General features: G+C 68.7%; 13 protein-coding genes. 9 read left to right on the top strand and 4 right to left on the bottom strand.

The features are described from left to right. The first annotated feature begins 46 nt into the window (after nt 1-46). The 9 genes from ACGFY9_RS08020 to ACGFY9_RS07980 all read left to right on the top strand — a co-directional run bounded on the left by ACGFY9_RS08020 (nt 47) and on the right by ACGFY9_RS07980 (nt 10,706). Entirely contained in the window at nt 47-1,240 is a 1,194-nt protein-coding gene (locus tag ACGFY9_RS08020) for a Gfo/Idh/MocA family protein (RefSeq protein ID WP_393752910.1), read from the top strand. Continuing rightward, a complete protein-coding gene (locus tag ACGFY9_RS08015; protein ID WP_393752909.1) occupies nt 1,240-2,085 on the top strand; it encodes a PmoA family protein in 846 nt (281 codons plus the stop codon). Before ACGFY9_RS08020 ends, ACGFY9_RS08015 begins: the two co-directional genes overlap by 1 nt. Beyond that, the gene (locus ACGFY9_RS08010; RefSeq protein ID WP_393752908.1) at nt 2,082-3,593 is read left to right on the top strand and encodes a family 43 glycosylhydrolase; all 1,512 of its coding nucleotides are present in this window, start codon (nt 2,082-2,084) and stop codon (nt 3,591-3,593) included. The genes ACGFY9_RS08015 and ACGFY9_RS08010 overlap by 4 nt, the downstream gene beginning before the upstream one ends. Before the next feature lie 114 nt (nt 3,594-3,707). Beyond that, nucleotides 3,708-5,045 (top strand): ABC transporter substrate-binding protein, encoded by a 1,338-nt coding sequence (locus tag ACGFY9_RS08005; protein ID WP_393752907.1) that lies wholly within the window; start codon nt 3,708-3,710, stop codon nt 5,043-5,045. Between the two features lie 108 nt (nt 5,046-5,153). Continuing rightward, on the top strand, nt 5,154-5,939 hold the full coding sequence (locus ACGFY9_RS08000; RefSeq protein ID WP_393752906.1) for a rhamnogalacturonan acetylesterase: 786 nt from the start codon (nt 5,154-5,156) through the stop codon (nt 5,937-5,939). Between the two features lie 29 nt (nt 5,940-5,968). Next, nucleotides 5,969-7,267, top strand: a complete 1,299-nt coding sequence (locus tag ACGFY9_RS07995) for a polysaccharide lyase family 1 protein (protein ID WP_393752905.1) — start codon at nt 5,969-5,971, stop codon at nt 7,265-7,267. Nucleotides 7,268-7,356: 89 nt separating this feature from the next. Further along, nucleotides 7,357-8,520: a pectinesterase family protein gene (locus tag ACGFY9_RS07990; RefSeq protein WP_393752904.1), complete on the top strand. Its 1,164-nt coding sequence runs from the start codon at nt 7,357-7,359 to the stop codon at nt 8,518-8,520. Nucleotides 8,521-8,527: 7 nt separating this feature from the next. After that, on the top strand, nt 8,528-9,550 hold the full coding sequence (locus ACGFY9_RS07985; RefSeq protein WP_393753367.1) for a pectinesterase family protein: 1,023 nt from the start codon (nt 8,528-8,530) through the stop codon (nt 9,548-9,550). 43 nt (nt 9,551-9,593) lie between these two features. Beyond that, entirely contained in the window at nt 9,594-10,706 is a 1,113-nt protein-coding gene (locus ACGFY9_RS07980; RefSeq protein ID WP_393752903.1) for a chondroitinase-B domain-containing protein, read from the top strand. 51 nt (nt 10,707-10,757) lie between these two features. Here ACGFY9_RS07980 and ACGFY9_RS07975 read toward each other — a convergent pair whose 3' ends face one another. From ACGFY9_RS07975 to ACGFY9_RS07960, 4 genes are all read right to left on the bottom strand, one after another. Continuing rightward, entirely contained in the window at nt 10,758-10,973 is a 216-nt protein-coding gene (locus tag ACGFY9_RS07975) for a hypothetical protein (protein ID WP_393752902.1), read from the bottom strand. A 150-nt stretch (nt 10,974-11,123) separates the two neighbouring features. Continuing rightward, nucleotides 11,124-11,591: a hypothetical protein gene (locus ACGFY9_RS07970; protein ID WP_393752901.1), complete on the bottom strand. Its 468-nt coding sequence runs from the start codon at nt 11,589-11,591 to the stop codon at nt 11,124-11,126. A 20-nt stretch (nt 11,592-11,611) separates the two neighbouring features. Further along, nucleotides 11,612-12,766: an RHS repeat domain-containing protein gene (locus tag ACGFY9_RS07965; protein ID WP_393752900.1), complete on the bottom strand. Its 1,155-nt coding sequence runs from the start codon at nt 12,764-12,766 to the stop codon at nt 11,612-11,614. Nucleotides 12,767-12,869: 103 nt separating this feature from the next. Further along, nucleotides 12,870-13,886 (bottom strand): hypothetical protein, encoded by a 1,017-nt coding sequence (locus ACGFY9_RS07960; protein ID WP_393752899.1) that lies wholly within the window; start codon nt 13,884-13,886, stop codon nt 12,870-12,872. Nucleotides 13,887-14,352: the final 466 nt, after the last annotated feature.

Genomic DNA, 14,352 nt, shown 5'->3' with positions numbered 1-14,352 from the left:
AACCGCTTACCCTGCTGGCGAAGATCGTCGACGCAGGGAGAATCCCATGACCACCAACACCGGTCCTACGACCGTCACCACACCCGCGGCTACGGCGGTCACCCCGCCCGTCTCCATCGTCCTCGCGGGCGCCCGGGGCCACGGCCGCTGGCACGTCGAGAACATCCGCCGGCTCCAGGACAAGGGGCTCGTACGCCTCGTCGGCATCTGCGAGCTGACCCCGCTGACCGAGGAGGAGCTCGGGGGCGAACTCCCCGCGCAGTCACCGGACTTCGGCGCCCTCCTCGACTCCACCGGCGCCCAGGTCGCCGTGATCTGCACCCCGATCCCGACCCACACGGACCTCGCCCTGGCCGCCGCGAAGCGGGGTGTGCACCTGCTGCTGGAGAAGCCGCCCGCGCCTTCGTACGCCGAGTTCCGCCGGATGGCCGACGGGGTCGCCGCGGCCGGGGTGGTCTGCCAGATCGGGTTCCAGTCGCTCGGCTCGCACGCCGTGCCCGCGGTCCGCGAGCTGATCGCCAAGGGCGCGATCGGCACGCTGACCGGCGTCGGCGGCGCCGGTGCCTGGGCCCGCGACGAGGCCTACTACCGGCGCGCTCCCTGGGCGGGCAAGCGGCGCCTGAACGGCGTCGACGTGATCGACGGCGCACTGACGAACCCCCTCGCGCACGCTGTCGCCACCGCCCTCGCGCTCAACGACACGACCCGCGCCGAGGACGTCGTCCGCATCGAGACCGAACTCGTCCGCGCCAACGACATCGAGTCCGACGACACCTCCTGCGTCCGCGTCACCACCGTCCAGGGCCGCCCGGTCACCGTCGCGGTGACCCTGTGCGCCGAACACCCCGGCGAGCCCTACGTGTTGGTGCACGGCAGCCAGGGCCGGATCACCTACTGGTACAAGCAGGACCGCGTCCTCCTCCAGCGCGCGGGCCACGGCCCGGAGGAGTTCGAGTACGGCAGCACGGACCTGCTGGAGAACCTGGTCGCCCATCTCACCGACGGAGACGCGCTGTTGGTCGAGCCGGACACAACAGGCGCCTTCATGAAGGTGGTTGAGGCGATCCGCCAGGCCCCCGACCCGGCCCCGCTGCCCACCGACGCCTGGCACCTGATCCCCACCGAGAACCGCCGGGTCGTCCCCGGCATCGACGCACTGGTCACGGCGGCGGCCGACACCCTCGCCCTCTACTCCGAGCTGGGCGCCTCGTGGGCCCCACCGAAAGAGGTGAGCACCTGATGATCACCCATGACACGCCGGTGCTGCGCGTCGCGGGCCGCCCGGTCGCCCGGTACGTCACCCGGCCCGAGCTGCCCGCCAGGCTCTCCCCGCGCCCGTATCTGCACCCCGTCACCACCCTGGCCGGCACGGCGGTCACCGAGCTGAGCCCCGTCGACCACACCCACCACCTCGGCGTCGGTGTCGCCGTTCCCGACGTCGAGGGGCACAACTTCTGGGGCGGCCGCACCTACGTCCGTGACCAGGGCCCCACGGAACGGGACAACCACGGCGCCCAACGCCACTCCACCTTCCAGCTCCGCGACCCCGACGGCTTCGTGGAGGAACTCCGCTGGGTGGCCTCCGGCGCCGAACTGCTGCGCGAACGCCGTACGGTCGCCGCCACCGAACTCACCGACACCGCCTGGGCGTTGGACTTCACCTTCTCCCTCACCAACGTGACGCCCGACCCCCTCTCGATCGGCAGCCCCGCCACCAACGGCCGCCCCGGAGCCGCGTACGGCGGCTTCTTCTGGCGGGCGCGCAAGGAGGCCGAGACCCCGCGCGTCTTCACCGCCGACCACGAGGGCGAACCGGAGATCCACGGCACCCGCGCCGACTGGCTCGCCCTCGCCGGCACCGGCTGGACCCTGGTCTTCGCCGGCGCCACGGACCGCTCCCGCCAGGACCCGTGGTTCGTCCGCACCGCCGAATACCCGGGCGTGGGCGCGTCGTTGGCACCGGAGGAGCGGCTGCCGATACCGCCCGGCGACACGGTCGTACGACGGATCGTCACTGTCGTCGCGGACGGCAGCCTGGACCGTGCCGAGGCCGCGGCACTCGTGCGGAAGGCGGTCAGCCAGTGACGCACGAGACGTACACGAACCCCGTCCTGAACGCCGACTGGTCCGATCCGGACGTCATCCGCGTCGGCGACGACTTCTACCTCACCGCGTCCAGCTTCGGCCGCGTACCGGGCCTGCCGCTGCTGCACTCCCGCGACCTGGTCAACTGGACGTTGGTCGGCCACGCCCTCCAACGCCTCGAACCAGAACGGGAGTTCAAGTCCCCCCGGCACGACTGCGGCGTCTGGGCCCCCGCGTTGAGGTACCACGACGAACGCTTCTGGATCTTCTGGGGCGACCCCGACCAGGGCATCTTCCAGATCAACGCCCCCGAGATACGCGGCCCTTGGACCCGCCCGCACCTCCTCAAGGAGGGCAAGGGCCTGATCGACCCGTGTCCCCTGTGGGACGACGAAAACGAAGGCGAGGCCTACCTCGTCCACGCCTGGGCCAAGTCCCGCGCGGGCACCAAGAACCGCCTCACCGGCCACCGCATGCACCCCGACGCCACGACCCTGCTCGACGACGGCAAGGTGATCGTCGACGCCGACCGCATCCCCGGCTGGTTCACCCTGGAGGGCCCCAAACTCCACCAGCACGAAGGCTGGTTCTGGATCCTCGCCCCCGCAGGGGGAGTTGGGACCGGCTGGCAGGGCGCGCTCCGCTCACGCGGCTTCTTCGGCCCGTACGAGGAGAAGGTCGTCCTGGAGCAAGGGGACACCGACGTCAACGGCCCCCACCAGGGCGCGTGGGTGCGCACCCCGTCCGGCGAGGACTGGTTCCTGCACTTCCAACAGCGGGGCGCCTACGGCCGGTTGGTCCACCTCCAGCCGATGCGCTGGGACGACGAGGGCTGGCCGGTCATCGGCGACGCGGGCGCCCCCGTGGCCGTACACCGGAAACCGGACCTCCCGCCGCAGCCGTCCGCCGCGCCCGCCACCGACGACGACTTCCCCGGCGGACGGTACGGCCGCCAGTGGCAGTGGACGGCGAACCCGCAGGACGGCTGGGCCACCCACCACTCCGGCGACGGCCTACGACTGACCTGCGCCCGCTCGGCCGACGCGCACGACCTGCGCCGACTCCCGAACCTCCTCACCCAGCGCCTCCCCGGCACGCCCGTATCGGTCGAGGTCGAACTGCGGCTGCACAGCGAGGAGTTGGGCGCACGAGCTGGGCTCGCCGTGCTCGGCGACGCGTACAGCTGGATCGGGCTGGAGCGGAGCACGGACGGCCGGGTGATGTTCGTCCACCGCTTCGCCGAGCCCGTCGCCGAGCGCGAACGGGACGCGGGGGAGCCGTGCCTCGCCCCCGAGGGCCGGGTCCGGCTCCGCATCGAGATCGGCGCCGGGGCGCGGTGCCGTTTCTTCTACGACGTCGGGGACGGGCCGCGTCCGACCGGCCAGGTCTTCGCCGCCACCCCCTGGCGCTGGGTCGGCGCCCTGCTCGGGCTCTTCGCGCTCGCGCCCGTCGGCACGGGACATGCCGGCGCGGCCGGTTTCACGCGATTCCGGATCAGTTCTCTCTAACTCACCCTGCCCGTCCGCCTGTTGGGAGTCGCAATGACGCACCTCCGTGGCAAGCGCTTGCCCACCGCCCGCGAGGCCACCACACCGTCGCATCCACAAGAAGAGAGCCGCTCTATGAAGACCAGCATCCGCAGAAGCAGGCGTGCCGCCGTGGCCGTCGCCCTGGGCTCCGTGCTCGCGCTGACCGCCACCGCCTGCGGCGACGACGGCAGCGGCGCCGCGGGAGACAAGGGCGACGAGGGGTCCGGCAAGGGCACGATCACCTTCTGGGACAACAACGGCGGTGTCCGCACCGACATCTGGAAGCAGATCATCGCGGACTTCGAGAAGAAGAACCCCGACATCAAGGTCAAGTACGTCGGGATACCGGCCGCGAGCGCCCAGTCCAAGTACGACACCGCGATCCAGGGCGGGGGTCTGCCCGACGTTGGTGGCGTGGGGACCGCGGTGCTCGCGGAGGTCGCGGTGCAGGGGGCGCTGGAGCCGTTGGACAGCCGGCTCAAGTCGAGTTCTCTGAACGGCAAGTTGAGCCAGAACCTGCTCGACGTCAGCAAGTCCGCGGGCGGCGGAGACACGCTGTACCAGATTCCCACCTCCGCCAACAACGGGACCTTGTGGTACCGCACCGATCTGTTCCAGGCGGCGGGGCTGGACGCGCCGACGACCTGGTCGAAGTTCTACGCCGCCGCGGACAAGCTCACCGACAAGGCGAAGAACAAGTTCGGGTTCACCATCCGGGGTGGTGAGGGGTCCATCGCGCCCGCGTTGGACGCGGTGTACGGGCAGACCGGGATCACGTCGTTCTGGAACGGTGACAAGACGACGGTCAACGACCCGAAGAACGTTGCCGCGTTGGCGAAGTACGTCGGACTGTTCAAGAAGGACACTCCGTCCGCCGACCTCAACAACGACTTCACGAAGATGGTCGCGCAGTGGGACAGCGGCACGATCGGGATGCTGAGTCACAACCTCGGTTCCTACCAGGACCACTTGAAGGCTCTGGGCGCGGACAAGTTCAAGGGCATTCCCAATCCGACGCTGGACGACGGTACGCGGGTGCAGATCTCCAACCCCGTTGACGGGCTGAGTCTGTTCAAGTCCAGCAAGAACAAGGAAGCGGCCTGGAAGTTCATCGAGTTCGCTGTGTCTGCCGCGGAGAACTCGAAGTACAACGAGTCCGCCGGGCAGGTTCCGGCCAACACGGATGCGGCGAGTGCGGCGTGGATCCAGAAGTCCGAGCCCACGCAGTTGGCTGCGGCGGCGTTGAACGGGGCCTCCACGAAGATTGTGCAGCTGCCGTATTACCTGCCGGACTGGAACACCATCTCCAAGGCGGACAACGAGCCGAACTTCCAGAAGCTGTTGCTGGGGAAGATGACGGCTAAGGAGTTCCTGGACACGTTGGCCGACCAGTTGAACAAGGCGCAGGCGGACTGGAAGCAGAACCACTGAGCTCGGGTGGTTTCGGTTTGTGGGGGACTGCGGGTCCGTTGTGGCTGGTCGCGCAGTTCCCCGCGCCCCTAAAAGGCATGCACCTCAGCTGCGTTGAAAGGCACCCCTGTGTCCTTAAGTCGTAGGCAGGTCACCCTCGCGGCGCTTGCCGCCGTTCCTCTTCGACCCGGAGGGCGGAAGGGCCGCACTCTCTACATCGCCGGTGATTCCACCGCCGCCCAGAAGTACTCCACCGAAGCTCCGGAGACCGGATGGGGAATGGCGCTCCCCTTCTTTCTGCGCAAGGGGGTGGAGGTCTCCAATCAAGCCGTAAATGGCCGGAGTTCGAAGAGTTTCGTCGACGAGGGGCGGCTGGACGCCATTCTCGCGGCCATCCGGCCCGGCGACTTCCTCCTCGTCCAGTTCGCACACAACGACGAGAAGACCGCCGACCCGACCCGCTACACCGAGCCGTGGACGACGTATCAGGACTATCTGCGGCTGTACATCGAAGGGGCGCGGGCTCATGGCGCCCGCCCCCTGCTCACGACCCCCGTCGAGCGCCGCAGGTTCGACGCCGACGGCAACGCATTGCCGACCCACGGCGACTATCCGGCGGCGATGCGCGCGCTCGCCCAGGAGGAGCGCGTCGCGCTGCTCGACATCGAGGCGTTGTCGCTCGCGCTGTGGCAGCGGCTCGGGGCGGAGGAGACGAAGGTCTACTTCAACTGGACCGACACCGAGCAGGACAACACGCACTTCAATCCGCCCGGTGCGATCGCCGTGGCGCGGCTCGTGGCGCGGGAGTTGCTGCGCACCCGGGTGCTCGCGCCGCGTGACGTCGTCCGGTTGCGCGACGACATTCCGACGTCCTGGATCACCTGGCCCGAGGCGACGGACGCCTCGGTCCTCTGAGCAAGGAGACCCGCACAGTGCGTATATCTATGTGTCATGGACGCGTCATAGCGTCGCTCGTAGGCTGCACGGCACTGGCTCTCGCCCTCACGAGCACCACCGCCCAGGCCCATCCGCGCAGTCTCGCCCGCGAGACCCTCGGCGCCGGTGACGGCTGGGCCTCCTACGGCACCGGCACCAGCGGTGGCGCGGCCGCCACCCCCGAGCACGTCTACACCGTCACCAACTGGGCTGATTTCAAAGCAGCGTTGGCCGCCGGCGGCACCGCGCCGAAGATCATCAGAGTGAAGGGTGTGATCGACGCCAACGCCGAGGGCTGCGACTCGTTCGCCTCGCCCGGCTACGACTTCGCCCAGTACCTCGCCACCTACGACCCCGCCGTCTGGGGCTACGACCAGAACCTCGACAACGAGCCGGCTGACAGCCCCGAGGGCCTGCGTCGCGTCTCCGCCGCCAACCAGAACACCGCCATCAAGGCGTTCGTCCCCGCCAACACCACCATCATCGGCATCGGCAAGGACGCCGGCTTCAAGGGCGCCAGCCTGCAGATCACGGCCGTCGACAACGTCATCGTCCGCAACCTCGCCTTCGAGAGCCCGCTCGACTGCTTCCCGCAGTGGGACCCGACCGACGGCGACACCGGCAACTGGAACTCCGAGTACGACAGCGCCGTCATCTATGGCTCCACCCATGTGTGGCTGGACCACAACACGTTCACCGACGGCGACCACCCGGACAGCTCACTGCCCACCTACTACGGGCGGATCTTCGAGCAGCACGACGGAGAACTCGACATCGTCAAGGGCGCCGACTACGTCACCGCCTCCTGGAACGTCTTCACCGACCACGACAAGACGATCCTCATCGGCAACAGCGACAGCGCCTCCACGGCCGCCATCGACCGGGGCCACCTGAAGGTGACGCTCCATCACAACCTTTTCTCCAACCTCGTCGAGCGCGCACCCCGCGTCCGCTTCGGCCAAGTCGACTCGTACAACAACCACTTCGTCGCCGAGCCGGGCTACGGCTACAGCTACGGCATCGGCCTGGAGTCCCAACTCGTCGCGGAACACAACGCGTTCACGGTCCCGGCCGGCACCTCCGAGGCGACCATCCTCAAGAAGTGGTCCGAGGCGCCGCTCACCGCCGACGACAACTACGTCAACGGCCGGCTCACCGACCTGATCGCCGTCCACAACGCGGGTGTTCCGACCGAGATCCTGCAGTCCGGCGCGGGCTGGACCCCGACCCTGCGCACGAAGATCGACCCGGCGAAGACCGTGCCGTTCGTCGTCGACCGGGGCGCGGGCGCGGGCTGCCTGCGCTGACACCACCGCACCGGAAACCGGGCCGGTGCCCTCCGACCGGCCCGACACCGGCGCCCACTTCATGAGCCGCACCGCGAAGGAGCACCCGCATGCCCTCGCACCACTCCCTCCAACTGCCCCTGTCCAGACGGGGATTCCTCATGGCGAGCGCCGGCGCGGGCGCCGCGCTCGGCCTCACCGCCGTCCCCGCCCTCGCCCTCGGCAGGCCAAGCCCGTTCGGCCGCTACGGTTCACCGGCCGCGCGCCTCACCCCGCTCACCCTGTACGTCGACCCGCGCGGCCGGGGCGACTTCGCCACCGTCCAGGCCGCCGTCACTGCCGCGACCGGTGCCGGGTACACCCTGGTCATCGCGCCCGGCGTCTACCGCGAGACGGTCACCGCCGGAGTCACCGACCCGGCGACCGGCCAACTCACCGACGCCGCCACGGAGATGACCTGGCTCGGCGCCAGCGAGAACCCGCGTGACGTCGTCATCGTCTACGACAACGCCAACGGCACCCAGAAACCGGACGGTTCGGGCACGTACGGCACCTCCGGCTCGGCCACCACGACCATCCGCACCGACGGCTTCACGGCCCGCCGGATCACCTTCGGCAACGACTGGCTGCGCGCCGACCACCCCGAGATCACCGGCACACAGGCGGTCGCGATCAAGGTGCAGGGCGACCGCTCGGCGTTCTTCGACTGCCACTTCCTCGGCCATCAAGACACCCTGTACGCCGACTCGTTGGCCCTCGGCGTCTTCGCCCGCCAGTACTACGCGCGCTGCTACGTCGAGGGAGACGTCGACTTCGTCTTCGGGCGGGCGACGGCCGTCTACGACCACTGCCACTTCCGGACGCTCAACCGCACCGACCTGGCGACGGCACCGTACGGCTTCGTCTTCGCGCCCTCCACAGCGGTCGCGAACCCGCGCGGGTATCTGGTGACGCGCAGCCGCGTGAGCAGCCAAGCCCCGGACGGCTACTACAAGTTGGCCCGTCCCTGGGTGCCTGGCTCGGACACCACCGCCCACCCGATGCTCACCGTGCGGGACACGGTGCTCGGTTCGGGGATCGACGCGGTCGCGCCGTACACCAACATGTCGGACACCTATCCCTGGCAGAGGCAGAGGTTCGCCGAGTACCGGAACACGGGCCCGGGTGCCGTGATCAGCGTGCCGGAGAACCGGCCCCAACTCACGTCCGTACAGGCCGAGTCGGCGACCCGCGAGGCGTATCTCGGCGACTGGACACCGGGGCGGAGGCACTGAGATGGCCCTGCGCAGACGCACCCTTCTGACCGGGCTCGCCGGTGGTCTGGTGGCCGCCGGTGCCGGGCCCGCCGTAGCGCTCGACCGTCGTCGTGTCCTGCACGTCCGGCCCGGTGACTCGGTGCAGGCGGCCGTGGACGCGGCGGAGGGCGGCGGCTGGACGATCGTCGTGCACCCGGGGACGTACCGCGAGATCGTCAACGTGCCCGTGGGGGCGGGGGAGTTGACCTTGCGCGGTGCCACCCGCGACCCGCGTGACGTCGTCATCGTCTACGACAACGCCAACGGGACGCAGAAACCGGACGGTTCGGGGACGTACGGTACGGCGGGCTCCGCGACCTTCACGTCGGCGGCGCCCGGGCTGACCGTACGGGACCTCACCCTCGCCAACGACTGGCTGCGCGCGGACCATCCGGAGATCACGGGGACGCAGGCGGTGGCCGCGTATGTCACGGGTGACCGCTCGCAGTTCGCGCACGTCCGTCTCCTGGCCCACCAGGACACGCTGTTCGTGGACACGTCCGCGCTGGATGCCTTCGACCGGCAGTACTTCTCCCACTGCTACATCCAGGGGGACGTCGACTTCGTCTTCGGGCGGGCGACGGCGGTCTTCGCGGACTGTCACTTCCACACCCTGCAACGGGACGTGGCCTTCACGCCCAAGGGCATGGTCTTCGCCCCGTCCACCGCCCGCGCCAATCCGCACGGCATCCTCGCGGTCCGCTCGCGGATCACCTCCGGCGCCGAGGACGCCGCGTACAAGCTGGCCCGGCCGTGGGTCCCGTCGTACGAGACGACGGCCTGGCCGTCCCTCGTCGTGCGGGACACCCGGATCGGGCCCGGCATCGACCCGGTCGCGCCCTACACGAACATGCGCGACGCCTATCCCTGGCAGTCGATGCGCTTCCACGAGTACCGCGACACGGGACCGGGTTCCGTGATCACCGTCCCGGAGAACCGGCCCCAACTCACGGCCACCGAGGCCAAGTTGCACACCCCTGCGACCTACCTCGGTGACTGGCGTCCCTGAAATCCCCCCGTCCGCAACAGAACGACGAAAGGACCGCACTCCTATGTCTCGTCGTACCGCTCTCACCCTCGGCACAGTCCTCGCCTTCGGCGCCGGGCTGGCCGTCCTCCCCACCCAGGCGCAGGCCGCCACGGTCGTCGTCGACACGACCGCCGAACTGACCAGCGCGATCTCAAGTGCCACCGCCGGCACGGTCATTCAGGTGCGCGGCGGCACGTACTACCCGACGGCCACCCTCCAGTCCACGACGAACGGCACCTCGTCCTCGCCGGTCACGCTCACCGCGTACGGCTCGGAGACGGTCAAGATCGACGGTTCGTCACTGCCGTCGGGGTCCTGGATCTTCAAGCTGACGGCGGACTACTGGAACGTCTCCAACCTCACCTTCCAGAACTCCCCGGACAGCGCGGTCGTATGCCAGTCCTGCACCGGCACCAACTGGAACAACGTCAAGACCATCAACGGCGGCGACTCCGGCTTCACGCTCACCGGCGACGGCACCGTCAACAACACGGTCAAGAACCTTGACTCGTACGGCAATTACGACGCCGCGACGCACGGCGAGAACGCGGACGGGGTCGCCATCAAGTTCGGCTCCGGCAGCGGGAACCTCGTCACCGGGGCGCGGCTGTACAACAACTCCGACGACGGGATCGACTTCTGGTCCTTCTCCACGCCGGTGACCGTCGAGCACACCTGGTCCTTCGGCAACGGCGTCAACCGCTGGTCGGACTCGGCGTTCGCGGGCGACGGCAACGGCTACAAGCTGGGCGGTGACGGCGAGGTCGTCGCGCACGTCATCAACAACTCGGCGGCCTGGGGCAACGCGGGCAACGGCTTCACCGAGAACTCCAACACCGGAGCCCTCGTCATCAACCGCACCACCGCGTACGCCAACAGCAAGTGGGGCTACTACTTCGCCACCAGCTCCGCCAAACTCGGCAAGAACCTCGCGGTCGGCAACGGCAGCGGCGCGGTCACCAAGGGCTCCGCGGTCACCTCGTCCGGCAACAACTGGGACTCCGGCATCTCCACCCCGTCCTTCATCTCCACGGACGCGTCATCGACGTACAACGCCCGCTCGTCCAGCGGCACGCTCCCGGCGACGACGTTCCTGACCACAGGGAGTACGACGATCGGGGCGACGATGAACTGACCGGTGGAGTGGGCCCAGTTCCGGTGTTGCGGGCTGGGCCCGCTTGCTGCGTCAGCCCGTCCTGTCCGTGCTCTCCCACACCGCCTCCAGGTCCTGGCACCGAACGGTGTCGACCAGCATCCAGTCGATGGAATGCGCATAGTTGATGGAGAAGTGTTTCACGCCGGAATTGCCGATGCGCAGCCCGGAGTCGTGCTTCCACTGGTTCGGGGGGAATTCCAGGACCATCTCACCGCTTTTGTCGGTGGCTACATGGATGCCGGACAATTTCAGATCCTTGACGCAGTGATTGTTGCCGCTCCCCATGTCGTAGTGCGCCGGATCGGAGGCGAATACCCAGGCGCCCGGGGAAAGGGCATCGCGCAGGCGAGGGAGTTCTGCCAGATAAGCTCCGCCTTGACAAATTTTATTGAGCTGTCACCAGCCGGCGAAAGGCTGTACCGCGGCGATGTCCGGACAGGCGCGATCCAGCGCTCGCCTGAAGTCGTGGGCCAGGGCGGCCAACATCGCCTCGGCCTCTTCTGGCGAGACGGTTTCCGTGCTCGGCTCGGGCGTCCAGTCCGTCTCCGTCGTGCAGGCGATGACGACCTGCCCCTCGTGCGGAGTGAACGTCACGAGCCGTTCGACTCCTTGGCCGTAGAAGTCGATCTGCGCGGGCTTCCCGTCGCCCACCGAGGCCAGGGCCTCGGGCAGCTGCTCCACGACCGCTGAAAGGTCGTAGGAGATGTCGACCGGCCAGGGGTCCTGACCGAAACCCGCGACGTGAAAGCGACAGTCCGTCTCCGCCAGGAGCTGACATGTGTCCATGGCCAGGGACTCGTAGTCCTCGTCGAGCTCGAAGTCGGGCGTCGACGAGGTTCCACGGGACGGCGGAAGCAGAGCCATTCGGAATTCCACGGGTGTACTCACTTCTTCACGATCGGGAACGCTGTTTTGTAGGATCCGTCAGGCTTGGGAACCAACCTCGCGTAGTTGGCCTCCACTATCTCACCGTTGGGCATGACGACCTGTCCCATTCCCTTCGGGAGCGCGACCTCACGTACTCCGCCCTCAGGGTCGTGCTGCGCCTTGAGGAAGTCCAGAGCCTTGTCGTTGTCCAGCCACTGTCCTTGTGGATTCCCGGTGTTGCGTGCGCGGTCGGTCAGGCTCGTCGTGTTCTTCGTGCCCGCTCCGTGCTCAGTGAAGGTGTGCCCGAAGGTCGGCCGACTGCGCGCGTTCCAATTCAGTTCATCGGTCGGGATCTTCTTGCAGGCGAGCCCCAACGGGTCGAGCCACGCAAAGGGGTTGGAGGCGTACGCGTAGTGGTTGGGGTGAGGATCGAGGCCGAGCGGATCGGCCGAGATGAATCCTCCTGTCTCCGGGTCGAAGTACCGGAAGACGTTGTAATGCAGACCGCTCTCGGAATCCGCGTACTGGCCGGGAAAGCGCAACGGGCAGTCCACCGGCACCTCGTCGTCGGGCACCGGGTGCAGCCCCGTCCCCCAGACCGAGGTACGGCGCTGCCACGTGACACGGCCGTCAGGAGTGACCAACTCGGCAGGCGTGCCCACCGGATCGGTGATGATCAAGTGGAAGCGGGTGTCGTCGCCGGCTGTCGTCTCCTCGGCCAGCTGAGCGAGGAACGAAGTCCCGGGCCGGACGGACATCGGCCGGTGCTCCGTCTGTGTGAGAGGACGGTCGGTGTCCGGTGCGTGATCCCAGGTGATGACCCTGCCGTGCGGGCCGGTCTGTTCGGCGAGCCTGGAGTCGTCCCAGGAGAAAACGATACGGTCGCTCTCAGCCCCGTCCTCGGTCACGCGATGCTTGGAGACACGGCGCCCGAACGGATCGTAGGCATACCGCCAACGGTCCCCTTCCGGGGTGACCACCTCGGTGAGCCGGTCTTCCGCGTTCCAGCCGTACGACCATGCGCGCGTCCGGCCGTCGAGGAGCTTGAGCCTCTTGCGCACCAGGCGGCCCTGTGCGTCGTGTTCGTAAGTGGTGCGACCCGCGCTGCGGACGAGTGTGCCGTCGAACTCGCGCTCACCGGGGGAGGCGTGCCCAGGCGCCCGCGCCGACACGATGTGCCCGCGGAATCGTACGCGTAGGTCTCGGTCCAGCCATGGGCGTGCACACCCGTGATCCGGCCCATGCCGTCCAGGTCGAAGCGGCGGGTGCCCGAGGTCAGTTCCCCATCTCGGTGAGGTAGCCATCGGCCCGGTAGGCATAGGCGCGGTGCTGGAGCAGCCGGTCGGCCCCGGCCGTGACGGACGACGACGATGCCACAGTCTGTGTGGCCAGACGCCCGGCCGCGCTCCAGCTCTGGGTGAGAGCGACGGCCTCGCCGATGCTCCGCCGTGTCTCACGCCCCGCCGCGTCATAGGAGAGAGCCAACTCCGTCTCCGCGGTGCGAAGTCCGGTCGCCCGCCCAGCCGGATCGTATGCCCAGTCGGAGACCAGCCCGGACGGCGTCACGCGCCGCGTGCGCTGCCCGAGGGCGTCGTATTCGAAGGCGATTGTCCGGCCGTTGACGGCCTCCGACGCGACCCGGCCGAGCGGATCCCGTCGCACCACCACCTCGGCGTCCTTGTTGCTCGCCCGGATCAGCCTTCCGTCCGCGTCGTACGCGTACGTGCTGATGTCGCCGGAAGCCTCGTCGCGCTGCTCCACGACACGGCCAAGGGGACCGCGCGTGAAGCGCAATGTCTCTCCGGCCCCGTTCGTACGGCAGACCAGCCGTCCCGCCCCGTCGTGCACATACGTCAGCGTCCGACCGTTGAAGTCGGTTTCCGCGGTCAGCCTCCCGGCGTCGTCGTATGTGTACGACCACGTCCGCCCCTGCGGATTGGTCACCCCCGTCAGCCGCAGCTCCGTGTCGTAGGCGAACTCGTACCGAGCCCCGTCCGGGTCGGTGCGCGAGGCAGGCACGTCGAAGTGCGTCGAGGAGTGTCGGGTGACGTTGCCCGCGGCGTCCGTGTGACTGAGCAGACTGCCCTGCGCGTCCCACGTCCATGACTCCCGCGCCCCGTCCGCCAGTTCACGCCAGGACGGCTTGCCCTCCGGGGTCCAGCCCGTCCGGGTGGTGTGCCCGAGCGGGTCGGTCACCGCGAGGATGCGGCCGAAGGCGTCCCGGCGGATCGTCGTCGTGTGCCCCAACTCGTCGGTCAGGGACACCGGGAGGCCGGCCGGGTCGTACGCCATCGTTCGCGTGTGGCCCAGCGCGTTCGTGACCGAGGTCGACAGTCACCGACTCGATCCCGCCGAAGGTCGCGGCGACCAGCGTGCCCGCGGCGATCTCCGCGATCGTCGTGGAGACCGCGACGCCGAGACCCGCGCCGAACTCGATGACGAGGTCGGCCGCCGCGACGGCCGCGCCGGAGGCCAGGCCCGCGGTGAAGAACGCGAGCGCCACCCCGCCCGCGATCACGGCCGCGTCGATGCCGATCTGCGTCCAGAGCTTGTTGATGGCGTCGTCGATCGCGTCGGCGAACTTGTCGAGTGCGGTGGCCATTTGGCGCCCGGAACCGGCCAGGTCACTCAGCCAGCCGGTGTCCTTGTCCTTGGCGTAACGGCCCCAGAATTTTCCGAACGCCTCGATCGACTCACCGGTGTTGTTGTGGATGATCGACGACGCGCTCTGGTTGACCGGGCCGCGTACGTCGTCCAC

Origin of the sequence: Streptomyces sp. NPDC048504, assembly GCF_043200035.1 — a bacterium.
Lineage (GTDB): Bacteria > Actinomycetota > Actinomycetes > Streptomycetales > Streptomycetaceae > Streptomyces.
Note: the sequence above shows the minus strand (reverse complement) of the source record. Positions and strands in the feature narration are given on the sequence as shown.

Bases quoted from the DNA above. Each gene is read 5' to 3' on its own strand.
- ACGFY9_RS08015 (WP_393752909.1), top strand. From the start codon at position 1,240: ATGATCACCCATGACACGCCGGTGCTGCGCGTCGCGGGCCGCCCGGTC.
- ACGFY9_RS08005 (WP_393752907.1), top strand. From the start codon at position 3,708: ATGAAGACCAGCATCCGCAGAAGCAGGCGTGCCGCCGTGGCCGTCGCC.
- ACGFY9_RS07995 (WP_393752905.1), top strand. From the start codon at position 5,969: ATGTGTCATGGACGCGTCATAGCGTCGCTCGTAGGCTGCACGGCACTG.
- ACGFY9_RS07990 (WP_393752904.1), top strand. From the start codon at position 7,357: ATGCCCTCGCACCACTCCCTCCAACTGCCCCTGTCCAGACGGGGATTC.
- ACGFY9_RS07960 (WP_393752899.1), bottom strand. From the start codon at position 13,886: ATGGCGTACGACCCGGCCGGCCTCCCGGTGTCCCTGACCGACGAGTTG.
- ACGFY9_RS07980 (WP_393752903.1), top strand. From the start codon at position 9,594: ATGTCTCGTCGTACCGCTCTCACCCTCGGCACAGTCCTCGCCTTCGGC.
- ACGFY9_RS08020 (WP_393752910.1), top strand. From the start codon at position 47: ATGACCACCAACACCGGTCCTACGACCGTCACCACACCCGCGGCTACG.
- ACGFY9_RS07970 (WP_393752901.1), bottom strand. From the start codon at position 11,591: ATGGCTCTGCTTCCGCCGTCCCGTGGAACCTCGTCGACGCCCGACTTC.